We start from the raw sequence: 24,064 nt of genomic DNA on the forward strand, positions 1-24,064 counted from the left end.
GCCGGCCAGCACGCCGACCGCGTGCGCGGCGTCGGCATGCAGCGAGGCGGCGCTGCGCCCAAGTGACGGACGCCCTTGGCCGGCAAGCACGGCAAGTTGCGCGAAAGCCGAGGCCCGGCCGGCTTGATGGGGCGCATCCGGCGACGGTGCTTGGAAAGCCACCGGTTCCGGCAGAGCCCAGAGCACTGCGGCGGCTTCTTCCAGTGTGGCGTGCCCGGAGAGCACCGCGGCGTCCTGCCCGCGATAGATGAGCCGACCGTGCGAGACGGTCGAGATCGCCGTTGCGATCGAGGGCTCGCCCCAGGCAATGGCGCTTTCAGCGATGGCTGATGGGCTCCGTCCGCGCGCCCTCCGCGTTGCCAGCGCTTCTATGTCGTCGGCACGATACTGGCTGCGGCGCGGATCGGCGCGGTCGGGCCGCATGCCGATGCGCCCACGGCTGACATAGGCGTACAGCGTCTGCGCCCGCACCTTGAGCCTCTCCAGCGCTTCTTCCCTGGACAACCACTCGGACATATCGAACCCTGATATTGATTCTATTGATCAAGATTGATGGAAACGTTGCCCATCTCTATCTCCGATCCGGAAATGCTTCAAGGAGACAAGGCTATGGCGAATGGGCTCGATGACGTGGTGGCGGCGGAAACAATACTGTCGGACGTGGATGGTCTTGGCGGCCGTCTGACGATCCGGGGTCATTCGCTGCCGGAGTTGGCCGGCCGGTGGAACTATGCCCAGGTGGTTGGGCTGCTGCTCGATGGCTTCTTCGACGACCTTCCCGATGATGCGCAACTGACGCGGGCGCTGGGCCAGGCGCGTGCGGACGTGTTCGAACGGCTCTTGCTCACGCTGCCCTTGTTGGCGTCGCTCGATGTCTACAGCGCCATGCGCGCCGGCATGGCGCTGCTGCCGGACGGCGACACATCGACGAACGCCTTGCTGCTCATCGCAGCGCCCGCCGTGCTGACGCCGGCCCTGTTGCGCCTGCAGCGCGGCGAGGAGCCGATCGCGCCGGACAGCCGGGCCGATCATGCCGCCGACATGTTGAGGATGCTGAACGGCAGCGTCGCCTCGCCGGCGCTGGCGAAGGCGCTCGACACCTATCTGGTGACCGTCTGCGACCACGGCCTCAACGCATCGACCTTCGCCACCCGCGTGGTCGCTTCGACACTGGCCGGCCTGACATCGTCCGTGCTGGCCGGGCTTGGCGCGCTCAAGGGGCCGCTGCATGGCGGTGCGCCAGGCCCGGTGATCGAGATGCTGGATGCGATCCAGGCGCATGGCGATGCCGCCGGCTGGCTGCGCGACGAGATCGCGCATGGCGAGCGCATCATGGGTTTCGGTCATCGCATCTACCGCGTGCGCGATCCGCGCGCTGATGTGCTGAAGGCGGTCGTGCGGCAACTCGGCGGCGAGGGCGAAACCGGCCGCCGGCTGGCCTTCGCGGAGACAGTGGAGCAAGCCGCACTCGACGTGCTGCGGATTGCCAAGCCGTCGCGCTCGCTGCAGACCAATGTCGAGTTCTACACCGCGCTGCTGCTGGAGGCGGCGGGCTTTCCGCCACAAGCTTTCAGCAATGTCTTTGCCACCGGGCGCGTCGCCGGCTGGATCGCGCATGCGCGCGAGCAGCAGACGATCGGGCGGCTGATCCGCCCGCAGTCGCGCTATGTCGGGCCTGTGCCGGAGCTGGCTGCCTGAGGCTTATCGGCGCCTGGCGAGCGACCGGCGATCCAAACGATATCCTCCTGGTGAGCGGCCGTGTGGCCGCTTATGACGAAAATTTCATCTCGCCCACAAATCTGGCCGCTGTTATTGCGTCGTATTGAGCATATATGCTGCACTGCAACATAGATGCATTCTTGCCGTAACCAGAGGATTCCGCCCTTGGCCGCCAGAAAAACCGCAGTCATCACCGGCTCCACATCGGGCATTGGCCTGGCCATCGCCCAGGCGCTGGCGGCCGAAGGCCGCAACGTCGTCGTCAACTCTTTCTCCGACACGACCGCCGACCACGCCATGGCCGACGCAATTGCCAAACAGTATGGAGTGAAGACCGCCTACATCAAGGCCGATATGTCGAAACCGGCGGAATGCCGGGCGCTTGTCGCCAAGGCGGCCGAAACATTCGGTTCGGTCGATATCCTGGTCAACAATGCCGGCATCCAGCATGTCGCGCCGGTGGAAGAGTTCCCGATCGAGAAATGGGACGCCATCATCGCCATCAACCTGTCGTCGGCATTCCACACCATTGCAGCCGCCATTCCGCTGATGAAAAATGCCGGCGGCGGGCGGATCGTCAACATCGCCTCGGCACACGGCCTGGTCGCGTCGCCGTTCAAGTCGGCCTATGTCTCGGCCAAGCACGGCATCATGGGATTGACGAAGACCGTCGCGCTCGAACTGGCGCGCGAAAAAATCACCTGCAATGCCATCTGCCCGGGCTATGTGCTGACGCCGCTGGTCGAGGCGCAGATCCCCGATCAGATGAAAGCCCATCAGATGGACCGCGAGACCGTCATCCGTGAGGTCATGCTGGACAAGCAGCCGACCAAGGAATTCGTCACGGTAGAGCAGATCGCGGCAGCGGCGGTGTTCCTGTGCTCGGACGCGGCAGCGCAGATCAACGGCACGCATCTCTCGGTAGATGGCGGCTGGACCGCCGCGTGAGGCGCGAAATCTTCTCATCTACCCAAAACGCACCAAGGACGACGCCATGACCAAAAACGGCAAGGCGGAGGAGACGAAGAAGACGATCAACATCGCGCTTCAGGGCGGCGGCTCGCACGGGGCCTTTTCCTGGGGTGTGCTCGACCGCCTGCTGGAGGACGGACGGCTGGAGATATCAGCAGTGTCCGGCACCAGCGCCGGCGCCATGAACGCGGTGGCGCTGGCCGACGGATATGTGCGCGGCGGTGTCGAGGGAGCGCGGCAAAAACTTGAGGATTTCTGGCGCGCGGTGGCGGCCAAGGGCCGGTTCAGCCCAGTGCAGCGCATGCCGTGGGATGTCGCCTGGGGCAACTGGTCGATCGAGAATACGCCTGGCTATGTCTTCTTCGACACCATGTCGCGGGTGTTCTCGCCCTACGTCGCCAATCCGCTCGGCCTTAACCCGCTGCGCGACGTGGTGGAGCAGGAGATCGATTTCGACAATGTCCGCGCCTGCAAGTCGATGGAACTGTTCATCTCGGCGACCAATGTCGAGACCGGACAGTTGCGCGTTTTTTCCGACGGCGAGATCGACCTCGACGTGGTGATGGCTTCGGCCTGTCTGCCGCAATTGTTCCGCGCCGTCGAGATCAAGGGCGTGCCCTACTGGGACGGCGGCTATGGCGGCAACCCGGCGCTCTATCCGTTCTTCAAGACCGCGGCGACCGAGGATGTGCTCCTGGTGCAGATCAATCCGGTGGTGCGGGAGGGAACGCCAAGGAGCGCCAACGAGATCCAGAACCGCATCGACGAGATCACCTTCAACGCCGGGCTGCTGCGAGAATTCCGCTCGATCGCCTTCGTCAAGGAACTGATCGCCGCCGGCCGTCTGCCGCATGGCGAATATCGCGACATCCGCATGCACCGCATCGATGCCGACGAGGCGTTCAAGGACCTGTCGGCGTCATCAAAGGTCAATGCCGAATGGGCGTTCCTGACGTATCTCAGAGACCTCGGCCGCACAGCCGCCAGCGACTGGCTGGAAGAGAATTACGACGCCGTCGGCAAGCGACCGACGCTCGATCTCTCCGGCGAACTCGATGACGGCTTCAAGCCGGTGCGCGGTCCGGCACCCGGCCGGCGGGTCAAGGAATTCCTCGCTGTGCGCAAAAATCCGGAGGTGGTTCGCCGTCGGGCCTGAACTGAAACCCGATACAGCTGGTTTCATCGAGCTTTCAAGGCGAGGTCGATCACCCTGATCAGGGCAGCGGCCGCCTGCCGCTGTCCCTCCGGATCTCTGATCCGCGCCTTCATGCCTTCCAGCCCGTCGAGCAGCATGTCGGTGAGCAGTTGCGCCGACAGGCCCCTGGCCGCCAGGTCGACGCCGTTCCTGGCTGCCTCCCCCTGGATCGCGGCGGCAATATGTTCGCCAAGCCCGCCGCGCCAGCAGCCGACCAGATCGCCAAGGCTCGATTTCATATCCAGCAATTCGGCGCCGTGCGGCGAGGCAACGACCGCGCCCATCATCGAGATGAATGCCTCATCGATGGCCCGCATCATGCGCTCGGTGAAAGGGCCATCGCCGGATAGGGCAATCTTTGCCGCCTCGACCGAGCGCGACAGGATCATCATGGCGATGGCGCGGAAAATGTCGGTCTTGTTCTTGAACAAGAGATAGAGCGCCGGGCGCGACATGTCTGCGGCGCGGGCGATGTCGTCCATGGTGGTGCGGGTGAAGCCATAGGCCAAAAACACCTTCATCGCGCCATCCAGGATACGGACGCGTTTGGGATCTGTGGCGGCGATGTCTTCGATCTGGTTCATGGAGCAATTCTATCCTGCAAAATCCTATTTGACAAAATGACGAAATTTGTCAATCTGTATTGGGCCAAACGGCCGAGGGGACGCTTCGCCCTTGGCAGTGGACGACAACAAAGGGTATCCCCATGCGCCTTACCGTCGACGGTCAGTCTTTCGATATCGATGCCGATCCTGACATGCCGCTGCTGTGGGCGCTGCGCGATCTCATTGGCAAGACCGGGCCGAAATTCGGCTGCGGCATCGCCGCCTGCGGCGCCTGCACGGTTCATGTCGACGGTCAGCCGGTGCGTTCCTGCTCACTCCCGGTTGGCCAGGTCAGCGGCGCTGTCACGACCATCGAAGGCATCGGCACAGCAGGCGGACTGCATCCGGTGCAGCAGGCATGGCTGGAGGAACAGGTCGCGCAATGCGGCTACTGCCAGGCCGGCCAGATCATGAGCGCGGTGGCGCTGCTCGACGAAGTCGCCAGCCCAAGCGACGCCGACATCGACAACGCCATGGGCGGCAATCTCTGCCGCTGCGGCACCTATCCCAAAATCCGCTCGGCCATCAAGAAGGCCGCGGCGCTCAAGACGGCGGGGCTCTGACCATGGCCAGTGTCGGAAAGATCGCCCGCCGCACGTTTCTGATCGGCGCTGCCGCCGTCGCGGGCGGCGTTGCCGTCGGCTACTACTATTATCGCAAGCCTTTTCCGAACCCGCTCGAGGCCGAGCTCGGCAAGGGCGAGGCGACCTTCAACCCCTATGTGAAGATCGGCGCCGACAACACCATCACCATCGTCGCGCCGCGGGCCGAGATGGGGCAAGGCATTTCGACGACGCTCGCCGTCATGGTCGCCGAAGAACTCAATGTGAGCCTCGACCGGGTCAAGGTCGAGCACGGCCCCGCCTCCCATGCCTATTACAACGCCGCGATCCTCGAAGAGGGCGGTCCGTTCGCCTTCTTCGACGAGAGCATGACCGCGCAGGCGGTGCGCTCGGGTCTCGGTGTGGTCGGCAAGTTCCTTGCCCTGCAGGGCACCGGTGGTTCGGCTTCGACACGCGACGGTTTTGACAAGATGCGGCAAGCGGGTGCAGTCGCCCGGCAGATGCTGATCGCGGCTGCGGCGCAAAAACTCGGTGTCGCCGCCGCCGATCTGGAAACGGCCGACGGTTCGATCCTGCACAAAGCGTCCGGCAAGTCGCTGACCTATGGCGCGGTCGCCGCGGCCGCCGCCGCGATGGCGCCGCCGGCCGAAGTCAGGCTCAAGGACCGGGCCGACTGGAAACTGCTGGGAAAGCCGCAAAAGCGCATCGACATGCTGGCCAAGGTGACCGGGGCGCCGATCTTCGGCATCGATGTCAGGCTGCCGGACATGGTCTACGGCACGGTCAAGATGAGCCCGCGCTTCTGGTCGGCGCCGATCAAGGCGGACCTCTCGAAAGCCGAGAAAATGCCCGGTGTGATCAAGATCGTGCCGCTGGAGACGAATTACGGCCATGGCTTCGGCATCATCGCCGACAACACATGGGCGGCATTCAAGGCGGCCGAGGCGATCGATGCCCAGTGGTCCGATCCCGAATACCCGCTCAGCAGCGCCGCTATTTCAGATGTCCTGAAGCAGGCGCTCGGCACCAAGGGGTCGGTGATGCGCGACAATGGCGACGTCGACACCGCCTTTGCCGACGCGCCGCGTGAAAGGATCGTCGAGGCCGACTATGCGGTGCCCTATCTGGCGCATGCGACGATGGAGCCGATGAACGCCACGGCGCAGCTCAGGGACGGCGCGCTCGACATCTGGTGCGGCAACCAGGCGCCGACCCTGGTGCGGCAGCTTTGCGCCAACGCGGTCGGCATCGAGCAGGACAAGATCACTGTGCACACCACCTTCATGGGCGGCGGTTTCGGCCGGCGCGTCGAGGTTGACTACGCGCTGTGCGCCGCGCTGATGGCGAAGGAGACGGGCGGGCGCCCGATCAAGGTGACCTGGACGCGTGAAGAAGACATGCGCCACGACGCCTACCGGCCGGCCGCTATCGGCAAGTTCCAGGCGCGGCTCGGCGACGATGGCATGCCGGTCGCCGTCGACATGAGGATGGCCTCGCCATCGGTGATTGCCGGCATGCTGCGCCGGCTGTTTCCTTCGATATCGCCGCTCGGTCCCGACAAGAGCATCGTCGACGGTGCCTATGACCAGCCCTACACCATTCCGAACTACCGGGTCAGCGGTATCGCGGCGCCGGTCTCCATCCCTGTCGGCTCCTGGCGCTCGGTCGGCAGTTCGGTCAACGGCTTCTTCCATGAGGGTTTCATGGACGAGATCGCCATTGCCGGAAAAATCGATCCGGTCGAGATGCGCAAGAGACTGATGGCCGCTTATCCCTCGGCGGTGAAGGTGGTGGAGAAAGTCGCCGCGATGGCGAAATGGGGCGAGGCGCTGCCCGCCGGCAAGGCCAGGGGTATCGCCTTCACGCTGTCCTTCGGCAGTTGGGTCGGCGAGATCGTCCAGGTGGCGGACACGCCGGCCGGCATCCGCATCGAGAAGGTGTGGATCGCCGCCGATGTCGGCACCGCGCTCGATCCCGGCATCATCGAGGCGCAGCTGATTTCGGCCGCCATCTACGGACTCTCCGCAGCTATGGGTCAGGAAATCACCTTCGCCGACGGCATGGTCGAACAGTCGAACTTCCACGATTTCGACGCCATGCGGATCTTCCAGTGCCCGGTCTTCGAAGTCGCCATCCTGGAAAACTTCCACAAGATGGGCGGCGTCGGCGAGGTCGGCACACCGCCGGCGGCTCCGGCGCTCGCCAACGCCATCTTCGCGCTCACCGGAAAGCGCGTCCGCACGCTGCCGCTGTCGAAAACGGTGGCCTTCGCATGAAGAAGCTCCTCATCATGCTGACGCCTGCTGCCATGCTCGTGCTCGCAGCGCCGTTTGCGATCGCGCAAGAGAGCCAGATGCCGGCGCCGGCGACCGTCGACGCGGCGAAAGGCCTGTCCGAATGGGACAAGGTCTATGCGGTGTTCTCGCATCCGCGCTGCGCCGACTGTCATGTCGCGGACGAGCGGCCGCGCTGGTCGGGTGCGCATTACGGCGGTACGCGCGTTCACGCCTTCAATGTCCAGCGGGGTGCTGACGGGTCGGGCTTCGGCAATCCGGGCCTGCGCTGCACGACTTGCCATTTCGCCAGCAATTCCAAGGCATTGCACGGTCCGCCCGGGGCCGAGAACTGGCATCTGGCGCCAGCCGAGATGGCCTGGTTCGGCAGATCCTCGGCCGAAATCTGCGCCCAGATCAAGGATCCCCTGCGCAACGGCAACCGTAGCTTGAAAGATATCGCGCTGCATGTTCGCGACGACAGATTGGTCGCCTGGGGCTGGGCGCCAGGATCGGGTCGTGAACCAGCCCCGGGCTCCGCCGAAGCAACCTATCAAGCGATCGAAAACTGGGCAGCGGCCGGCGCATCTTGTCCGCCGGCGCAATGATCTTGCAACTTTCAGACTATATTGCGGTGCAACTTTGATGTAGAAGCGCGCTTCGCCGATCACGGCAAATTGAACACGGCTCGGCGCGCACCCATATCGGCGACGCGCCCGCGTTATGAGGACGCTGGCCGAACCCGCAGTGGAAAAAACGACGATGAGAATCAGGTTTCACAAGCTTGCAGCCGTTGTTGTGCTCATTGGTTTCGCGGCGTGGATGGCGACAGGCGAGTTTTCGTCGGTCGGCAGCGTAGCCGCCAACAAAGCCAAAGCAGCCGAAGCCGAACAGGCCAAGGCGCCGGACGCGAGCAAGCCGAAGACGGCGGAAGCCGAGCCGAAGGCACCGCTGCGCACGGTCGCGGTGGTGACACCGCCTCGCAAGACCTATGCACGCGCCATCCGCATTTCCGGGCTGACCGAAGCCGACAAGCGGGCGGTGCTGGCGACGCGCGTCGCCGGTGTCATCGACAAGCTACCTGTCAAGCAAGGCGATCACGTCAAGACGGGGGATCTGGTGCTGATGCTTGCGGCGGAAGAAAAGATCTCGATGGTCGACAACGCCAAGCAGTTGGTGGTGCAGCGCCAGGCCGAGCTGGACGCAGCCTTGCGGCTGATGAAGACCGGCAATCTGCCGAAGCTGCAGCTCGACACCGCGCGCTCGAACCTGACCTCGGCGCAGTCGCTGCTGGAAACGGCACAGGCCGAACTCGACCGCAACGAGGTGAAGGCGCCTTTCGACGGCGTTATCGACCGGGTGCCGGTGGAACTTGGCAGTTCCGTCATGCAAGGCGGCGAGGTGGCAACCATCCTCAAGCTCGATCCGGTGATTGCCCGTGGCGAAGTCAGCGAGCGCGATCTCGGCTATCTCAAGCTCGGCGACAAGGCCACCATACGGCTGGTCAGCGGCCAGACGGTCGAAGGCACCGTGCGCTACATCAGCCGCGACGCCTCGTCGGCGACCCGCACCTTCCGCGTCGAGGTTGCCGTCCCCAATGCCGACGGCTCCGTGCCGGCCGGCATGACGGCGGAAATCGCGCTCAACGCACAGCCGACCGACGCGGTGCTGCTGCCGCGCTCGGTTGTGACGCTCGGCGACAAGGGCGACCTCGGCATCCGTGCCGTCGGCAAGGACAACAAGGTGGCGTTCTTCCCGATCGACCTCGTTGACGACACGCCGACCGGCCTCGTCCTCGGCGGCATACCGGCCGACGCCCGCATCATCGTCGCCGGCCAGGAACTGGTGAAGGAAGGCGATCTGGTCAATCCGGTCGAGGCCGACCAGGCGATCATCAAGAAGCTGCTCGGCGAGGCGACGACCGGCACCCAGTAGCGTAGCACAAGTCGCGACGGACTAGCCCTGGGCGGGGACAATCGGCTGCGACGCAGCTCGTGGAAATTCAAGAACAGGCGTTAGCCATGGATATCGTCAGACTCGCAATCAACAATGCCCGCCTGACCATTTCGGTCCTCGTCTTCCTTCTGCTGGCGGGCTGGGTCGCCTATCAGGCGACGCCAAAGGAAGCGGAGCCCGACGTTCCGATTCCGATGATGTATGTCAGCCTGATCTATCAGGGCATTTCGCCCGAGGATTCGGAGCGGCTTCTGCTGCGGCCGATGGAAAGCAAGCTGAAAAGCCTGAAGGGCCTCAAGGAGATGCGTTCGGCCGCCTTCCAGGGCGGCGGCTACGTGCTGGTCGAGTTCCAGCCGCAGACCAATCTGGCCACCGCGCTGCAGGACACGCGCAGCAAAGTGCAGGACGCCAAGGCCGACCTGCCGCAGGCGGCGGAAGAACCCGTCGTCACCGAAGTCAACATTTCCGAATTTCCCGTGCTCGTCGTCACGCTCTCGGGAAATCTGCCCGAACGCGTGCTGACCGCCGCCGCGCGTGAACTGCGCGACCGCATCGAGGAGGTTCCCGGTGTTCTCGAGGGCTCGCTGCAGGGTGCGCGCGATGATCTCGTCGAGGTCGTCATCGATCCGATGAAGCTGTCTTCCTATGGATTGCAGCTCGATCAGTTGATCGGTGCGGTCGGCAACTCCAACAGCCTGGTCGCCGCCGGCAACATCGAAGGCTCGGAGGGCAAATACGCCGTCAAGGTGCCGTCGCTGATCGAAACGCCGGAGGATGTCGCCGCACTGCCTGTGGTCGCCGGCCCCAATGCCGTGGTGCAGGCCAAGGACATCGCGACGATCCGTTCGACCTTCAAGGATGCCGAGACGGTGACCCGTCTCAACGGCAAGCCGGCCATCGCCATCGAAGTCAAGAAGCGCATCGGCTCCAACCTGATCGACACCGTCGCCAAGGTGCGAACGGTGTCCGACGAGTTCGTCAAGTCGATGCCCGAGGGCATGAACGTCACCTACACGCAGGACAAGTCGGTCTTCGTCAACCAGCTGCTCGGCGACCTGCAGAACCATGTGATGATCGCCGTCATCCTGGTGTTCATCGTCATCCTCTACGCGCTGTCCGGCCGCGCCTCGCTGCTCATCGGGCTTGCGATTCCGTCGTCGTTCCTGATCGGCATCCTGCTGCTGGCGATGATGGGCTACACGATCAACATGATCGTGCTGTTCAGCCTGATCCTGGCCGTCGGCATGCTGGTCGACGACGCCATCATCGTCACCGAGTTCGCCGAACGGCGGATGAGCAAAGGCATGCCGAAGGAGGAAGCCTTCGCGCTCGCAGCCAAGCGCATGGCCGGTCCGGTCATCGCCGCGACGATGACGCGCATCGCCGCCTTCTCACCGCTGCTGTTCTGGCCGGGCATCATCGGCGACTTCATGAAGTACATGCCGATCACGCTGATCGTCACGCTGTCGGCCTCGATGCTCTATGCGCTTGTCTTCGCGCCGACGCTGGGTGCGATCTTCGCCAAGGCGCCGCCGCATCATGAGGATGACAATCGCGACGGCTGGTACATGGCGATCGTCAAGCAGGCGGTGCGCTTCCCCATCACCGTGCTGGTGCTGACCGTCGCGCTCTTGTTCGGCGTCGGCTTTGCCTATTCGAAATACGGCGCCGGCGTCGAGTTCTTCCCGAATGTCGAACCGGATTACGGCCTGCTCTACGTGCATGCGCGCGGCAATCTTTCGCTGGCCGAAATGGATACCGCGACCAAGATCGCGGAAGACAGGCTGCTCGGCTGGCCGGGCGTGAAGTCGGTCTACACCCGCGTCGGCAAGACGCAAGGCGGCGGCCAGGATATCCCCGAAGACGTCGTCGGCGTCATCCAGTACGAATTCATCGACTGGCGCGAGCGCAAGGCGGCGAACCACATCCTGGACGATCTGCGCGGCGTCATGGCCGGCATTCCCGGCGTCGATGTCGAGGTGCGCGTGCCGGAAGCCGGTCCGCCGACCGGCAAGCCGATCCAGATCAGGCTTTCGGCCGTCGACCCCAAGGGGCTCGACGACAAGGCCCGTGAGGTTGCGGCGCGCATCGGCAAGGTGCCCGGCGTCATTGATATTTCCGACGGCCTGCCGCCGCCCGGTGTCGACTGGGCGCTCGAGGTCGACCGTGCCAAGGCGGCGCAGTACGGCATCAGCCCAACCTCGGTCGGGACGGTGGTGCAACTGGTGACCAACGGGCTGAAGCTCTCGGAATACCGGCCTGCCGGAGCCGACGACGCGGTCGACATAAGGCTGCGGCTGCCCGAAGACCGGCGCACGCTGTCGACGCTCGACGAACTCAGGGTGCAGACCTCACAAGGCTCGGTGCCGATCTCGAACTTCGTCGTGCGCAAGCCCGAGCCGACGGTCGGCATCCTCAACCGCATCGACGGCGCGCGTACGGTGGTCGTCCAGGCCAACGTCGCCGCCGGCGCTCAGGTCGCGGCTGTGCAGGAGCAGGTCACCAAAGCCGTCTCCGACATGGATCTCGGCAGCGGCATCCGCTGGAAGCTGGCCGGCTCGAACGAGGACAGCGCCGAAGCCAGCGCCTTTCTTAGCAAGGCCTTCGGGGCGGCGATCTTCCTGATCTTCCTGGTGCTCTTGGCGCAGTTCAACAAGTTCACCAGCGTCTGGCTGGTGCTGTCCTGCGTGGTCATGGCGACGATCGGCGTGTTCCTCGGCCTGCTGATAACAGGCGAGACGTTCGGCATCGTCATGTCGGGCATCGGCGTCATCGCTCTGGCCGGCGTGGTGGTGAACAACAACATCGTGCTGATCGACACCTATGACCGGCTGCGTGAAGAAGGCTGGGACAAGGTCGAGGCGGTGCTGCAGACTTGCCGCGAGCGCGCCCGTCCGGTGGTGCTGACGGCTGTTTCGGCCATTCTCGGCGTGCTGCCGATCGCCTTCGGCCTCGGGTTGGAAATCTTCCATCACGAGACGACGATCAACGCGCCGTCGACGCAATGGTGGATTTCGCTGTCCTCGGCGATCGTCTTCGGCCTGTCCTTCGCCACCGTGCTGACGCTGGTGGTGACGCCGTCGATGCTGATCGTGTTCACCCGCGCCAAGGTCAAGCCGGGCGCACGGCGCGGTTGGTTCAGCCGGCTGTTCCGGCGTGGCAAGGGCGAGATTTCCTCGACCGATGCGCAGGGGCAGGATACCGGAGCCGAGCCGGATATCGCCTTTCCGAAAGCCGCCGAATAGACCAATGCCGATTTGACCGCAAAAGGCCGCCCGGAACAACCGGGCGGCCTTTTGCATTGTTCTTGGGCGAAACGTCGAATTGCGGGGTTCTCATGCCGATCACCACCATCGTCATCATCGTCCTGGTCCTTATCCTCATCGGCGCGGTGCCGGCCTGGCCACATTCGCGCTCCTGGGGCTATGGGCCCTCGGGTATTGTCGGCGTGGTGCTGGTGGTGCTTATGGTGCTGCTGTTGATGGGACGGCTCTGAGGCGCCCTCTCAGTCCGCGGAGATTGTCAATGTGCGGAGGAGCATCGCCCGCCATCGCGGACGTCAGGCAGCTTTCGCAACGCCGGTCACGGTGGCAATGCCGATATCCCCGAGAGCTTCAGTGACGGCCTGATCCAGCGGCGTGTGCGGGATCGCACCGATGATGCCTTCCAGCCTTGCCGACGCCAGTTGGTGCGGTTCGAAGCGCAGATAGGACATCGACACGATCTCACGCCACATCGCCACGAACGGGCTACCGGCGCGCAGCACCCACCAGGCCATCGAGGTCATCTTGAGCGGACGCCCAAGCGCCTTCTCTGCGGCTGCCTTGATCTCCAGGTCGGTGACGGGATGGCCGGGGAAGTTGAAGGCTTCATAAGCGCCGAGCTTGTCCAGGTTCTGCGCCAGTCCGACGAAAGCCCTGGCCAGATCCGGTAGGTAGGCCCATTCATGTACGAGGTCGACCGGGCCGGGCGCCGTATAGATACCCTTGTTGATCTTGGCAGCGACGACCAAGTCGAACCACGAGCCGCTGCCGGTGCCGCCGAAGAAGTCGCCGGCCCGCAAAATGATGGTGCGGACGCGGCGTGCTTCGGCCTCGCGGTGAAACAGGTCCTCCATGGCGACGCGGATGCGCCCCTTGTCGGTCGTCGGGCGGAACGGCGTGTCTTCCGTGATCACCTCCGGCATCGGCGATCCGTAATTGTATACGGTCCCGGGAAAGAGATGCAGTGCGTTGTTGGCATGGCAAGCGGCCATGACATTCTCGGCGATCGGCAGGCACTTGACCCATTCGGTGTAGATCGGGTTGAGGCCGTTGAAGATGATATCGACACCTTCCGTGGCGCGGATCAGCGCTTCCCGGTCGAGCGCGTCACCGGCAACGGCCGTAGCGCCTTCAAGTTCAGTTGGCAGTTTGCCGTTGCGGGTGACGGCGCGGACCTCGTAGCCCACGTCGATGAAGGCCTTGGCGACCACGCGGCCGAGCCGGCCATTGGCACCGAGAATTGCGATACTGGTCATTGGAAGCACTCCTGGGTTGGGATTTGCGTGGCCGGTCTGGACGCGCGATCGGGATCAGCGACAAGCGCGATCGAGATCAGCGGCTGCCGAAGAGGTCGCGGTTGCTGCCTTGCGTGACCGGCTGCCGGACGGCCGCATCCGGGTTGTGGATCGAAGCGGTGGTCGTGTTGTCGGTGCTGGTGACAGTCGGCTGGCTGGCGTCGTTCGACCCAAACTTGTCGCTGCCGGCAAAAGCGGCGCTGACGGAAATGAGGATGGCGGCGGTGGTGAGAGCGATCTTGGTCATCTGAGTTCTCCTGGTTGGTGTTTGCAGTCCGTGTTGGTGTCTGCAGCCGGAATATGGTCGCTCCGAACGCGAATGGAAATTGACTACAGATGGCGATCTGATATTCATAAATGAATGGCTGAAATCGACTGGAACCTGATCAAGAGCTTTGTCGCCGTGGCGGAATCCGGCAGCCTGTCGGCCGCCGCGCGAAAGCTTTCGGCCAGCCAGCCGACGCTTGGCCGTCACATCGGCGAGTTGGAACAGGCGCTGGGCGTCACACTGTTCCGTCGAGGACGGCACGGCTACGAACTGACGGAGGCCGGCAGCACGCTGTTCGAACGCGGCAAGGCGGTCAGTGAGCAGGCAAGCGCCTTCTCATTGCTGGCGCTGGGTTCGGTAGAGGCCATCGAAGGCACGGTGCGCATCGCCGCCAGCGAGGTGGTGGCGGCCTATGTCCTGCCTGAAATGACGATGCGGCTGGGGATCGAGGAGCCCGGCATCGAGGTCGAGATCGTCGCCTCCAACCAGGTCGAAAACCTGCTGCGTCGAGATGCCGACATCGCCATCCGCATGGTCAAGCCGGCGCAGAACGAGCTGATGGCACGCAAGGTCTGCGATATCGAGCTCTGCGCCTGCGCCGCCAAATCCTATCTCGACAGGCGCGGCCCTCCGCTGAAGCCCGCCGACCTTGTCGACCACGACCTGGTCGGCTTCGACCGCGGCGACGAGATCATCAGGGGCTTTACCCAGCATGGTATCCCCGTCACCCGGAGCAGCTTCCGCTTCAGGGCCGACAACCAGATCGTTTTGTGGGAAGCGGTGCGGGCGGGAAACGGCATCGGCCTCGGTCAGGAGCCGCTGGCCGACAGGGATCCTTTGATAGAGAAGGTGCTGCCTGACCTGCCGCTGCCAGTTCTGCCGGTGTGGCTGGCGATGCATCGCGATGTGCGTACCAGCGTGCGCATCCGCCGGGTGGTGGATTTTCTGCATGAGGAGCTGAAACGCTATTCGGCGGGTGCTGGCGCGAATTCGGCGCGGTGAGCCAGCCCGGCCATCAGCAACACGATGATCAGCAGTCCCGACATGGTGATGAAGATCGGGCCGAAGCTGGAATGCTCGGCAACGAAGCCGATCGCCGACGGCGCCACCAGTATGCCGCAGTATCCGATAGTGGTGACCACGCTCATGCCGGTGCCGGAAGACATGCCTTCCTGGTTGCCGCCGGCCGAAAAGATGATTGGCACCATATTGGCGATGCCGAAGCCGCAAAAGGCAAAGGCTGCAATAGCGAGCCAGGGCGAGGGCGCCAGGCCAGCCACCAGCATGCCGACCGCGGCTACGAGGGCCGACACGCGCAGCGTCGTCACCGCGCCGAAGCGATTGCGTATGCCGTCGCCGAAGAACCGCGTAACCGCCATGACGCCCGAAAATCCGGCGTAGGCGAGGCCGGCAACGGCGAGATCGGCGCCGAGTTCCTGGCGCAGATACAGGGCTGCCCAGTCGAGCACCGCGCCTTCGGAGATCATCGCCAGCAGCGCCATCAGTCCGATCAGATAAACCAGCGGGTTTGCCGGCAGTGCGAATTTGTGGTGCTCGGCTGCCTGCGGTCTGTCTTCGGTGAGGAGATGGCGAACGGCCACCGCGATCACCGCGAAGGCAAACACCGTTACCGCCACCGCGTGGGCGAGGTGGCCGTAGTGCTGGATGGCAAAGCCGCCGAGGCCGCCGCCGGCGAAGCCGCCGAGACTCCAGAAGCCGTGCGAGGACGACATGACGGCGCGGGAGAGCCGCCGTTCGACCACCACGGCATTGGCATTCATGGCAACGTCCATGCCACCGATCGAGCCGCCGAAGATGATCATGGCCGCGGCCGCCAGCGGTACGTTGGGCGCCAGCGCCACGACCATCAGACCGAGGCTGCCGCACAGGGCGAACCAGCGCAGTACGGTGCGCGAACCATGTCTGGAGATCAAATGGCCGCACCAGGTCATCGCGACGACGGCACCGACCCCGAATAGGAGAATCAGCAGGCCGAGCGTGAACTTCGAAATTTCCAGCCGCGTCAGGAACACCGGAATCTGCGGCGCCCAGCTGCCCGTCAGGAAGCCGTTGGCGAGGAAAATGGCCGCGAGCGCCCATCGTCCGCGAATGGCAGTCAGCTTGGCAGTTGACGCGTTCATGAGGCGAATCCCGCTGAAAATGGCTTCGCGCGGCAAATTAGATCGATTCAATTTTCAGTCAAGGCTCTTTCGGGAAGCGTTTTGGGCCAAACACAGCCTTAAGCGATCGCTGGGGCGACGGCGTCAATGGTCGTGGGGGCGCCTTGCCTCGAATTCGGCCTTCTTGGCGTCGGAGGCCTCGGTCTGGTTGAGCGCCTGCCACTCCCCATAAGGCATGCCGTAGACGATCTCGCGCGACTGATCCTTGCTGAGTTCGACGCCCTCGGCATTGGCTGCCTCGCGATACCAGTTCGACAGGCAGTTGCGGCAGAAGCCGGCGAGGTTCATCAGGTCGATGTTCTGCACATCGTTGCGCTCGCGCAGATGCTCGACCAGCCGGCGGAAGGCGGCCGCCTCGAAATCGCGTTGCTGCTCGTCGCTGAGTTCGTTCATCGAAACCTCCGTCATAGCGGCCCGGTGCGCGAGCCGAACATCTTCACCACATGTATATCGGGACGGCGGTCTATCGCGTCAACGATCGGCGCCAGCCGTTCGGCCCAGGCGAGCGCGCCCTTCTGGTCCGATATCAGATCCTGTCTGATCTCGATCAGCGCATGGGCGAAGCCGTTGACGATGGCGTGCTTGTACATGGTGTCGCCGCGCAGCGCGCCGTCATAGGGTTCGTTGTCGCCGACGACGAGGTTCTTGTCCTGCGCCAGCATGTCTATCAACGGCCGCGCCACGCGGTCGTCGAGGTCCCACAGGATGCCGACGTGCCAAGGACGCTGGATTCCTTGCATGGCAGGGGTGAAGGAATGCACCGAAAAGATGAAGGGCGCCTGGGCGGAAGCCTGTGCGACCGAGGCGATCATGGCGCCGACGGCGTCGTGATAGGGTCGGTAGAACCCGTCGAGCCGCCTCTCGCGCTCATCGGCAGCGATGGGGTAATTCCCAGGTACGACAGTGCCGTCATAAAGCTGGCGAATGAGCGTCGGGTCGTCTTCGCCGCGATTGGGATCGATCAGCAGCCGCGAAAAATTGGCAAGCACCGCCGGCACGCCGAGCAGGGCAGCCAGTTCGCGCGTCACCGCCTCGACGCCGATGTCATAGGCGATGTGCCGGTCGAACTCGGCCGAGGGCAGGCCGAGGCTGCCGTAGTCGTCGGGCAGGTCGCGACGGGCATGATCGCCCAACAGCACGATGCCTCGCTTGCGGTCGCCCTCGATGACGTCGAAAGGCGCGAAAACTGTGGATCGGGTCATTGGCGGGAAATGGTCTGTTCGCGGGCTTCCGGGGAGGGTGCTATCGTCATTCCACGAAGACGACGCTTGCGCAATGCCGTTGTTTGGCCAAGGTTTCCCGGGAAATCTGGCACACGTCGGCGAATTGTGCGCCGGAGCCTTTCTAAATCGATTGGAATTGGACAAAACGGTGCGTTGACATGCGCCCGGACTTTTCCGAAAAGGGCGCAGAGAGATGCTGATGTGGTTTTTGAGGGGTTTTCGGATGAGTTCCGCCGGCGGGCAGCGCATGCGTGCTGCCTTTGCCATGCCGCTCCTCACGCTTGCCATCGGCCTGTCGGCGGTGGTCGTGGCTTCGCCGGCGCGTGCCGATTTCCGCGTCTGCAACGCCACGCAGAACCTGGTCGGCGTCGGCATCGGCTATCGCGCCAAGGCCGGCTGGATCACCGAGGGCTGGTGGCACATCGAGGGATCGAGTTGCAAGACGCTGATCGAAGGGCCGCTGTCATCAAGGTTTTACTATCTTTATGCAGAAGACGCCGAACGCGGTGGACGCTGGGACGGCCCGATCAACATGTGCGTGGCTGAAAAAGAGTTCAAGATCGCAGGCGTAACCGACTGCGTCGCCCGGGGCTTCCAGCGCGCCGGATTCCAGGAATATGACACGGGCGAACAGGCAAGCTGGATGGTCCAGCTGACCGATGAGTCCACAACGGGAGGCGCTCCAGCCGCCCCGGGAACAAACAGTCAATGAGACGTAGCCGCAAGGTCAAGATCCTAGCCACCATCGGTCCAGCCTCCTCCTCGGAGGAGATGCTGAAGAAACTGTTCGAAGCGGGCGCCGATGTGTTCCGCATCAATATGAGCCATACCGATCACGAATTGATGCGCACGCTGGTCGGACGCATCCGCGCTGTCGAGGAAGCCGTTGGCCGGCCGATAGGCATCCTCGCCGATCTGCAAGGGCCAAAGCTGCGCGTCGGCAAGTTCGCCAACGGCAAGGAAGTGCTGACGCAAGGCCAGACCTTCACCCTCGATGACAATCCCGAGCCCGGCACCTCGACCAGGGTCTATCTGCCGCATCCGGAAATCCTGAGCTCGGTCGAAGCCGGCCATCGCCTGCTGATCGACGATGGCAAGCTCGAGCTGAAGGCGGTGAAGAGCGACGGCAAGTCGATCGTCTGCACCGTCGTCGCCGGCACCACGATTTCCGACAAGAAAGGCGTCAGCCTGCCCGACACCGATCTGCCGGTCGGCGCGCTGACCGAGAAGGACCGCAAGGACCTCGATGCCGTGCTGGCCACAGGCGTCGACTGGGTGGCGCTGTCCTTCGTGCAACGGCCGGAGGATCTGGCCGAAGCGCGCAAGATCGCACGCGGCCGGGCGCTGATCATGGCCAAGATCGAGAAGCCGCAGGCTGTCGCCCGGCTGGCCGAAATCATCGAACTGTCCGACGCGCTGATGGTCGCCCGCGGCGATCTCGGCGTCGAGATGCCGCTCGAGGCGGTGCCCGGCATCCAGAAGCAGATCACGCGCGCCGCACGCCGCGCCGGCAAGCCGGTGGTGGTTGCGACGCAGATGCTGGAATCGATGATCACGGCACCGGTGCCGACCCGCGCCGAGGTGTCCGATGTTTCGATCGCCGTCTTCGAAGGCGCCGATGCCATCATGCTGTCGGCGGAATCGGCGGCGGGTGCCTATCCCGTCGAGGCCGTGGCAATGATGAACCGTATCGCCACCAAGGTCGAAACCGATCCGACCTATGCCGGCATCATCAACGCCCAGCGCTCCGAGCCGGAGGCGACTGGCGCCGATGCCATTTCGCTGGCCGCGCGCGAGATCGCCGAAACGCTGAAGCTGGCGGCGATCATCACCTACACCGCATCAGGCACCACAGGCCTGCGCGCCGCCCGCGAGCGGCCGCAAGTGCCTGTTATCGCGCTGTCGCCGATCCTCAACACGGCGCGGCGGCTGTCGCTTTTGTGGGGCACGCATTGCGTCGTCTCACCCGACGCCGTCGACCTCGACGACATGGTCAATCGCGCCTGCCGCATCGCCTTCGACGAAGGCTTCGGCAAGCCGGGCGACCGCGTCATCATCACCGCGGGCGTACCGTTGCGGACACCGGGTTCGACCAACATGCTGCGCATCGCCTATATCGGATCGGACACACAAGTCAGCCGCTAGATTCCTAAAGCGTGTCGCCTCTGAACGGATTCAGGCGATCCGCTTTAGGTCGGCGCGAGTTCGGCCTGCGGTACCTTGATATCGGCGCATCTGCCGGCGCCGTAGGCGTCGCCGGCGATGCGCGCCTCCACTGCCGTTGCCATCGCCTGCAGGTCTATACTCTTCCCGGCGACCTTCTCGATGGCGCCGACGGTCAGGTCGGGCGCGATCCAGTCTGGCTTGTGGCCGAGATTGTGCACCCAGACGAGTTCGGCACCGGCAATGTCGCGCGCCAGGCCGACCGAATGGATATGTGCATAGACCACCTTGTCGCGATCGCCTGAAATGACCACGGTTGGCGCCTTGATCTCGTTGTAGCGCGGTGCGGCGCCGAGGGCATAGCGATAGAGCCCGGCGACATCGGTGGCGTTGGCACGAAAGGCTGTTGGTCGCAGCACCAGCGGGATAGAGGCCGAGCTGAGATAATTGTCCGGCACCTTGTTGGGCGAAAAGACGCAGGTGGTGGCGTCAGCCATCTGCAGTGTACCGGCCGGATAGGTCAGCATCTCGGAAAACAACCAACCGAGCACCGGCATGGTGGTCAGATTGTAGTACCAGGCGGTTGCGCCGCCCGGCCATGGGTGGGTCGCCGGTGCGAGGAAGACCAGCCCGAGCGTCTTGTCGGGATGCTCCCGGCCAAAGGCCGATGTCACCACGCCGCCGAAGGAGTGGCCGACGATGATAGCCTTCTTAATGCCGAGATGGTCCATCAGTGCGGCAATGGTGTTGGCCTGCGCCGACGGGTTCTCGTTGTTGGTGCCGCGACCCGACCAGCCATGGCCTGGCCGGTCGAAGAACAACATTTCGGCGCGGCCTTCGAGCAAGGGGCGCAGCGGCAGCATCTGGTCCCTGAGGTTGGCGCTGGCGCCGTGGATGAAGACGATCGGCGGCAGCTCGGCATTGGCGGGTGCCGAGACATGGACATAATGGATGCGGGCGCCGTCGATTTCGGCGAACTCGCCGATCGGCGGATTGCGGCGCTCGATCAGCCATGATCCGACGCGGGTGACGCCGACAAAGCCGAAGACAAGCGCCATCAGGAAGGCAAGGGCGGCGTAGATCAGGTTCATGGGGGGAGATACGGAGGTGGAGGGGGATGAGTTGTAGGGGAGTAGGGGAGTAGGGGAGTAGGGGAGTAGGGGAGTAGGGGAGTAGGGGAGTAGGGTGTGTGTTCCGCAGGTACAATCTGCCCCTACTGCCTTATTCTCCCCACTCCCCTAGAGCAATCAAATGCCTTCACCGGCAAGTTCCTCCGAAATCGTGCCGACCTGGTCCTGGGCGCTGCGCATCATCGGATAGATGGCCAGCACCTTTTGCCAGGCCTCGAGCGCCGATTGCTTGTGGCCGGTCAACGCCATGATCTGCGCCAGGCCGGACAGCGCACCGAAATGGCGCGGCTCGAGCTGCAGCGTATGGTCGATGTCGGACATCGACTTGCCGTAGTTCTTCATCATGAAATGCACGGTGGCACGCCGGTTCCAGCCTTCGGCATAGGTCGGCTGCAAAGTCACCACTTGGTCGAGGAAATCGAGCGCGACGTCGAATTTCTGGCTTTCGACGGCTTTTTGCGACCATTGCATCATCAGGCCGATCGAGGCGCTGCCGGATTGCGACCACTCGCTCCAGATGTTGCCGGCGATGCGCTCCGCCGCCTTTTCGTTGCGCTCGCGTTTCAGATCGCTGAACAACTGGTCGAGGCGGGCTTGTTTCGTCGTTGCGGCGGGCGGGGCGTCCTGAGTGGCCGGCGGCGCGACAGCATCATCCGCCCATGCCGGGCCATAAATGGCGCCGGAAACAAGCAGAGATGTCAAAAATGCAAAAAGAATCCGCATCACCGGACTCTAGTCCCGGGCGGCGGAACGTCAAACTGAATTTGGCGTGAAAGGCCGGCAGGCGGCAACAAGCATCAAATGGGCGGAGGCAACAGCCTCCTGCCCGAAAGCTCAGCCCTGGCGTGCCTTGTAGCGCGGGGCGGTCTTGTTGATGATGTAGACGCGGCCCTTGCGGCGAACCAGCTGGTTGTCGCGGTGACGCGCCTTCAGCGCCTTGAGCGAATTCTTGATCTTCATGGTCTTGCCTGTCGGTGTGGACCCGGTCCGGGTCGAAATTTTAAGGCGCGCCAGAAGACGCGCCTTTGAACTGTGGGTGGCTCATAAACGAGGAGCCTTGTCCCTGTCAACCGCAAGCGTGCTCCATTGCGGCTGTGAATCATCCCTGTCATCAATTATCCGCCATATCGGCCTGGCGCATTGCGCGGCCCTGGGCCGGCTGGGATGATGCGGTCGCCGTGAAGTGATTTGGAGAGAACCATGCGCCGAATGTTCCTGTCCGCCTGCCTTGTCCTGCTGGCGGCAGCTTCGGTTGCGCGCGCGCAGGAATGCGACCGCAGCGATGATAGCCAGCAGATGATGAACATCTGTGCCGGCGAAGACTATCAGGCCGCCGACGCTAGGCTCAACAAGGCCTATCAAAACCTCACCAGCTCGGATGGTGCCGACGGCAAGAGATTGCTGCAGGTGGCGCAACGCGCCTGGATCACTTTTCGCGATGCCGAGTGCGCGCATTCCACTGCCGCCAGCGACGGCGGATCAATCCATTCGATGGAAGTCTCGCAATGCCTGACCAGATTGACCAATGATCGCGTCAAGCAGCTCGCTGCCGCGGCCAATTGCGAGGAAGGCGATGTGAGTTGCGCCAATCCAGGCGAGGACGAGAGCGACGACGTGCAGTAGGCAACCTTATGAGGCGCGACGGCTGATCCGAGTGAAGTGGCCCATCTTGCGGCCGGGCCGCGCTTCGGCCTTGCCGTAGAGATGCAGCATCAGATCGGGCTCGGCGAGAAGCTCAGGGACGCGCAGCACATCGTCGCCGATCAGGTTCTCCATCACGCAGTCGGAGTGGCGGTCCGGGCTGCCGAGCGGCAGGCCGGCGATGGCGCGGATATGCTGCTCGAACTGCGAAACGATACAGGCGGCTTCCGTCCAATGGCCGGAATTGTGCACGCGCGGCGCGATCTCGTTGGCCAGCAGCGAGCCGTCCGCCAGCACGAAGAACTCGACACCGATGACACCGGCATAGTTCAGCGCCGACAGGACCTTCGATGCCGCCGTTCGTGCCGCTTGCGCCGTTTCGAGCCTTACGCGGGCCGGCAAGGTCGACGTATGGAGAATGCCGTTGCGGTGGACATTCTCGGCCGGATCGTAGGCGACGACCGCACCGTCCAGCCCACGCGCCGCGATCACCGAGATCTCGCGCTCGAACGGCACGAAGGACTCCAGGATCAGCGGCACATTGCCCATCGCCTCGCAGGTGCCGGCAAGACCGCCGGCTTCCATGTTGCTGAAGACGCGCTGGCCCTTGCCGTCATAGCCCATGCGCCGAGTCTTCAGGATGCCGCTGCCGTCGAACGCTTTCAGCGCCGCCGTCAGCTCGTCATCATTGTCGACGGCGTGGAAATTCGCGGTGGCAATGCCGATGCCGTTGAGGAATGTTTTTTCGTCCACCCGGTCCTGCGCCACTTCCAGCGCACGCGCCGGCGGATAGACCGGAACCTTGGCGGCCAGAGCGCTGGCGGCCGCGACCGGGACGTTCTCGAACTCGTAGGTGATGACGGAACTCGACGCTGTCAGTTCGGCAAGGGCGGCCGAGTCGTCATAGGCAGCTGTTATTTGCCGGTTGGCGACCTGTGCCGCGGGGCAATCCGCTTGCGGCTCCAGCACCACGGTGCGGTAGCCGAGGCGGGCGGCGGCAACAGCCAGCATGCGGCCGAGTTGGCCGCCGCCAATGATGCCGATGGTCGATCCGGCGGGCAGGCTCACGGCGTATCCGTCGGTTCTGCCGCGACCTTAGCGGTCTGCGCGGCGCGCCAGGCATCCAGACGGACGGCAAGGCTATCATCGTTCAGGGCCAGCACGGCAGCGGCCAGAAGGGCTGCGTTGGCGGCGCCGGCCTTGCCGATGGCCAGCGTGCCCACGGGAATGCCGGCCGGCATCTGGACAATGGACAGCAGCGAATCCTGCCCGGAAAGCGCTTTCGATTCCACCGGCACACCGAACACCGGCAGCGGCGTCATCGCCGCCGTCATGCCGGGCAGGTGCGCCGCACCGCCGGCGCCGGCGATGATCACCTTGTAACCGGCCGCCTTGGCGCCTTTGGCGAAATCATAGAGCCGGTCCGGTGTGCGATGCGCGGAAATGATCAGCCGCTTGTGCGGGATGCCTAGTGCTTCCAGCGTTTCGGCGGCATGACGCATCGTCGCCCAGTCGGACTGGCTGCCCATGATGATGGCGACGTCGGCGCGTTGATCGTCCAAGTCCGTGTTCCCCGGCGACAAAGGCGCGCCTTAGCGGAATTCGCGCGAGGCCGCAA

24 protein-coding genes and 1 pseudogene are annotated in these 24,064 nt (G+C 64.0%); 13 read left to right on the plus strand and 12 right to left on the minus strand.

Annotated elements, in window-relative coordinates:
• A pseudogene (locus tag X735_RS153265) lies at positions 1-516 on the minus strand (citrate synthase); the annotation flags it as partial.
• 93 nt (positions 517-609) lie between these two features.
• On the opposite strand from X735_RS153265, the gene X735_RS153260 reads away from it, so the two are divergent.
• The 3 genes from X735_RS153260 to X735_RS153250 all read left to right on the plus strand — a co-directional run bounded on the left by X735_RS153260 (position 610) and on the right by X735_RS153250 (position 3,847).
• The gene (locus tag X735_RS153260; protein ID WP_023810905.1) at positions 610-1,698 is read left to right on the plus strand and encodes a citrate synthase/methylcitrate synthase; all 1,089 of its coding nucleotides are present in this window, start codon (positions 610-612) and stop codon (positions 1,696-1,698) included.
• 177 nt (positions 1,699-1,875) lie between these two features.
• The gene (locus X735_RS153255; protein ID WP_196815324.1) at positions 1,876-2,667 is read left to right on the plus strand and encodes a 3-hydroxybutyrate dehydrogenase; all 792 of its coding nucleotides are present in this window, start codon (positions 1,876-1,878) and stop codon (positions 2,665-2,667) included.
• Between the two features lie 46 nt (positions 2,668-2,713).
• Positions 2,714-3,847 (plus strand): patatin-like phospholipase family protein, encoded by a 1,134-nt coding sequence (locus X735_RS153250; protein ID WP_031213140.1) that lies wholly within the window; start codon positions 2,714-2,716, stop codon positions 3,845-3,847.
• A 23-nt stretch (positions 3,848-3,870) separates the two neighbouring features.
• Here X735_RS153250 and X735_RS153245 read toward each other — a convergent pair whose 3' ends face one another.
• Positions 3,871-4,470: a TetR/AcrR family transcriptional regulator gene (locus tag X735_RS153245; RefSeq protein ID WP_023810908.1), complete on the minus strand. Its 600-nt coding sequence runs from the start codon at positions 4,468-4,470 to the stop codon at positions 3,871-3,873.
• 122 nt (positions 4,471-4,592) lie between these two features.
• Here X735_RS153245 and X735_RS153240 point away from each other — a divergent pair, with 122 nt between their 5' ends.
• From X735_RS153240 to X735_RS1000000167455, 6 genes are all read left to right on the plus strand, one after another.
• Positions 4,593-5,054 carry a (2Fe-2S)-binding protein gene (locus X735_RS153240; protein WP_023810909.1) on the plus strand — a complete coding sequence of 154 codons (462 nt, stop codon included), beginning with the start codon at positions 4,593-4,595 and terminating at the stop codon, positions 5,052-5,054.
• 2 nt (positions 5,055-5,056) lie between these two features.
• Complete coding sequence (locus X735_RS153235) at positions 5,057-7,330, plus strand: xanthine dehydrogenase family protein molybdopterin-binding subunit (protein ID WP_023810910.1); 2,274 nt, start codon at positions 5,057-5,059, stop codon at positions 7,328-7,330.
• On the plus strand, positions 7,327-7,935 hold the full coding sequence (locus tag X735_RS153230; RefSeq protein ID WP_023810911.1) for a hypothetical protein: 609 nt from the start codon (positions 7,327-7,329) through the stop codon (positions 7,933-7,935). The genes X735_RS153235 and X735_RS153230 overlap by 4 nt, the downstream gene beginning before the upstream one ends.
• Positions 7,936-8,089: 154 nt before the next feature.
• Complete coding sequence (locus tag X735_RS153225) at positions 8,090-9,262, plus strand: efflux RND transporter periplasmic adaptor subunit (RefSeq protein ID WP_031213157.1); 1,173 nt, start codon at positions 8,090-8,092, stop codon at positions 9,260-9,262.
• An 86-nt stretch (positions 9,263-9,348) separates the two neighbouring features.
• Entirely contained in the window at positions 9,349-12,528 is a 3,180-nt protein-coding gene (locus tag X735_RS153220; protein WP_023810913.1) for an efflux RND transporter permease subunit, read from the plus strand.
• Between the two features lie 92 nt (positions 12,529-12,620).
• Complete coding sequence (locus tag X735_RS1000000167455; protein ID WP_023810914.1) at positions 12,621-12,779, plus strand: DUF3309 family protein; 159 nt, start codon at positions 12,621-12,623, stop codon at positions 12,777-12,779.
• A gap of 63 nt (positions 12,780-12,842) precedes the next feature.
• Here X735_RS1000000167455 and X735_RS153215 read toward each other — a convergent pair whose 3' ends face one another.
• Positions 12,843-13,802 carry an SDR family oxidoreductase gene (locus tag X735_RS153215; RefSeq protein ID WP_023810915.1) on the minus strand — a complete coding sequence of 320 codons (960 nt, stop codon included), beginning with the start codon at positions 13,800-13,802 and terminating at the stop codon, positions 12,843-12,845.
• A 76-nt stretch (positions 13,803-13,878) separates the two neighbouring features.
• Positions 13,879-14,088, minus strand: coding sequence for a DUF680 domain-containing protein (locus X735_RS153210; RefSeq protein ID WP_023810916.1), 210 nt, complete (start codon positions 14,086-14,088; stop codon positions 13,879-13,881).
• A 114-nt stretch (positions 14,089-14,202) separates the two neighbouring features.
• Between X735_RS153210 and X735_RS153205 the strand changes: the two genes are divergently transcribed.
• Complete coding sequence (locus tag X735_RS153205; protein WP_023810917.1) at positions 14,203-15,111, plus strand: LysR family transcriptional regulator; 909 nt, start codon at positions 14,203-14,205, stop codon at positions 15,109-15,111.
• Here the strand turns inward: X735_RS153205 and X735_RS153200 are convergent.
• The 3 genes from X735_RS153200 to X735_RS153190 form a co-directional block, all read right to left on the minus strand.
• Positions 15,075-16,250, minus strand: coding sequence for an MFS transporter (locus X735_RS153200; RefSeq protein WP_023810918.1), 1,176 nt, complete (start codon positions 16,248-16,250; stop codon positions 15,075-15,077). The genes X735_RS153205 and X735_RS153200 overlap by 37 nt on opposite strands.
• Positions 16,251-16,373: 123 nt before the next feature.
• Entirely contained in the window at positions 16,374-16,682 is a 309-nt protein-coding gene (locus X735_RS153195; RefSeq protein WP_023810919.1) for a DUF1244 domain-containing protein, read from the minus strand.
• 11 nt (positions 16,683-16,693) lie between these two features.
• A complete protein-coding gene (locus X735_RS153190) occupies positions 16,694-17,491 on the minus strand; it encodes an N-formylglutamate amidohydrolase (protein WP_023810920.1) in 798 nt (265 codons plus the stop codon).
• 244 nt (positions 17,492-17,735) lie between these two features.
• On the opposite strand from X735_RS153190, the gene X735_RS0134130 reads away from it, so the two are divergent.
• Together X735_RS0134130 and pyk are read left to right on the plus strand one after the other, a co-directional pair.
• Complete coding sequence (locus tag X735_RS0134130) at positions 17,736-18,224, plus strand: DUF1036 domain-containing protein (RefSeq protein WP_032909125.1); 489 nt, start codon at positions 17,736-17,738, stop codon at positions 18,222-18,224.
• Positions 18,221-19,657, plus strand: coding sequence for a pyruvate kinase (pyk, locus tag X735_RS153185; protein WP_023810921.1), 1,437 nt, complete (start codon positions 18,221-18,223; stop codon positions 19,655-19,657). The genes X735_RS0134130 and pyk overlap by 4 nt, the downstream gene beginning before the upstream one ends.
• A gap of 44 nt (positions 19,658-19,701) precedes the next feature.
• Here pyk and X735_RS153180 read toward each other — a convergent pair whose 3' ends face one another.
• The 3 genes from X735_RS153180 to ykgO form a co-directional block, all read right to left on the minus strand.
• On the minus strand, positions 19,702-20,766 hold the full coding sequence (locus tag X735_RS153180) for an alpha/beta hydrolase (RefSeq protein WP_023810922.1): 1,065 nt from the start codon (positions 20,764-20,766) through the stop codon (positions 19,702-19,704).
• Positions 20,767-20,922: 156 nt separating this feature from the next.
• Positions 20,923-21,528, minus strand: a complete 606-nt coding sequence (locus tag X735_RS153175; protein WP_023810923.1) for a hypothetical protein — start codon at positions 21,526-21,528, stop codon at positions 20,923-20,925.
• A gap of 111 nt (positions 21,529-21,639) precedes the next feature.
• Entirely contained in the window at positions 21,640-21,765 is a 126-nt protein-coding gene (gene ykgO / locus X735_RS153170) for a type B 50S ribosomal protein L36 (protein ID WP_006327841.1), read from the minus strand.
• A gap of 240 nt (positions 21,766-22,005) precedes the next feature.
• Here ykgO and X735_RS153165 point away from each other — a divergent pair, with 240 nt between their 5' ends.
• Positions 22,006-22,428: a lysozyme inhibitor LprI family protein gene (locus tag X735_RS153165; RefSeq protein ID WP_023810924.1), complete on the plus strand. Its 423-nt coding sequence runs from the start codon at positions 22,006-22,008 to the stop codon at positions 22,426-22,428.
• A gap of 6 nt (positions 22,429-22,434) precedes the next feature.
• On the opposite strand, the gene X735_RS153160 is transcribed toward X735_RS153165, so the two are convergent.
• The gene (locus tag X735_RS153160; protein WP_023810925.1) at positions 22,435-23,514 is read right to left on the minus strand and encodes a 5-(carboxyamino)imidazole ribonucleotide synthase; all 1,080 of its coding nucleotides are present in this window, start codon (positions 23,512-23,514) and stop codon (positions 22,435-22,437) included.
• Complete coding sequence (gene purE / locus X735_RS153155; RefSeq protein ID WP_023810926.1) at positions 23,511-24,008, minus strand: 5-(carboxyamino)imidazole ribonucleotide mutase; 498 nt, start codon at positions 24,006-24,008, stop codon at positions 23,511-23,513. Before purE ends, X735_RS153160 begins: the two co-directional genes overlap by 4 nt.
• Positions 24,009-24,064: the final 56 nt, after the last annotated feature.

The organism is Mesorhizobium sp. L2C084A000 (assembly GCF_000502875.1).
Taxonomy (GTDB): domain Bacteria; phylum Pseudomonadota; class Alphaproteobacteria; order Rhizobiales; family Rhizobiaceae; genus Mesorhizobium.

Excerpts from the sequence above, each read along its gene's own strand:
- X735_RS153260 (WP_023810905.1), top strand. The coding sequence starts at position 610 with ATGGCGAATGGGCTCGATGACGTGGTGGCGGCGGAAACAATACTGTCG.
- X735_RS153250 (WP_031213140.1), top strand. The coding sequence starts at position 2,714 with ATGACCAAAAACGGCAAGGCGGAGGAGACGAAGAAGACGATCAACATC.
- X735_RS153245 (WP_023810908.1), bottom strand. The coding sequence starts at position 4,470 with ATGAACCAGATCGAAGACATCGCCGCCACAGATCCCAAACGCGTCCGT.
- X735_RS153240 (WP_023810909.1), top strand. The coding sequence starts at position 4,593 with ATGCGCCTTACCGTCGACGGTCAGTCTTTCGATATCGATGCCGATCCT.
- X735_RS153235 (WP_023810910.1), top strand. The coding sequence starts at position 5,057 with ATGGCCAGTGTCGGAAAGATCGCCCGCCGCACGTTTCTGATCGGCGCT.
- X735_RS153230 (WP_023810911.1), top strand. The coding sequence starts at position 7,327 with ATGAAGAAGCTCCTCATCATGCTGACGCCTGCTGCCATGCTCGTGCTC.
- X735_RS153225 (WP_031213157.1), top strand. The coding sequence starts at position 8,090 with ATGAGAATCAGGTTTCACAAGCTTGCAGCCGTTGTTGTGCTCATTGGT.
- X735_RS153220 (WP_023810913.1), top strand. The coding sequence starts at position 9,349 with ATGGATATCGTCAGACTCGCAATCAACAATGCCCGCCTGACCATTTCG.
- X735_RS1000000167455 (WP_023810914.1), top strand. The coding sequence starts at position 12,621 with ATGCCGATCACCACCATCGTCATCATCGTCCTGGTCCTTATCCTCATC.
- X735_RS153215 (WP_023810915.1), bottom strand. The coding sequence starts at position 13,802 with ATGACCAGTATCGCAATTCTCGGTGCCAATGGCCGGCTCGGCCGCGTG.
- X735_RS153210 (WP_023810916.1), bottom strand. The coding sequence starts at position 14,088 with ATGACCAAGATCGCTCTCACCACCGCCGCCATCCTCATTTCCGTCAGC.
- X735_RS153205 (WP_023810917.1), top strand. The coding sequence starts at position 14,203 with ATGGCTGAAATCGACTGGAACCTGATCAAGAGCTTTGTCGCCGTGGCG.
- X735_RS153200 (WP_023810918.1), bottom strand. The coding sequence starts at position 16,250 with ATGAACGCGTCAACTGCCAAGCTGACTGCCATTCGCGGACGATGGGCG.
- X735_RS153195 (WP_023810919.1), bottom strand. The coding sequence starts at position 16,682 with ATGAACGAACTCAGCGACGAGCAGCAACGCGATTTCGAGGCGGCCGCC.
- X735_RS153190 (WP_023810920.1), bottom strand. The coding sequence starts at position 17,491 with ATGACCCGATCCACAGTTTTCGCGCCTTTCGACGTCATCGAGGGCGAC.
- X735_RS0134130 (WP_032909125.1), top strand. The coding sequence starts at position 17,736 with ATGAGTTCCGCCGGCGGGCAGCGCATGCGTGCTGCCTTTGCCATGCCG.
- pyk (WP_023810921.1), top strand. The coding sequence starts at position 18,221 with ATGAGACGTAGCCGCAAGGTCAAGATCCTAGCCACCATCGGTCCAGCC.
- X735_RS153180 (WP_023810922.1), bottom strand. The coding sequence starts at position 20,766 with ATGAACCTGATCTACGCCGCCCTTGCCTTCCTGATGGCGCTTGTCTTC.
- X735_RS153175 (WP_023810923.1), bottom strand. The coding sequence starts at position 21,528 with ATGCGGATTCTTTTTGCATTTTTGACATCTCTGCTTGTTTCCGGCGCC.
- ykgO (WP_006327841.1), bottom strand. The coding sequence starts at position 21,765 with ATGAAGATCAAGAATTCGCTCAAGGCGCTGAAGGCGCGTCACCGCGAC.
- X735_RS153165 (WP_023810924.1), top strand. The coding sequence starts at position 22,006 with ATGCGCCGAATGTTCCTGTCCGCCTGCCTTGTCCTGCTGGCGGCAGCT.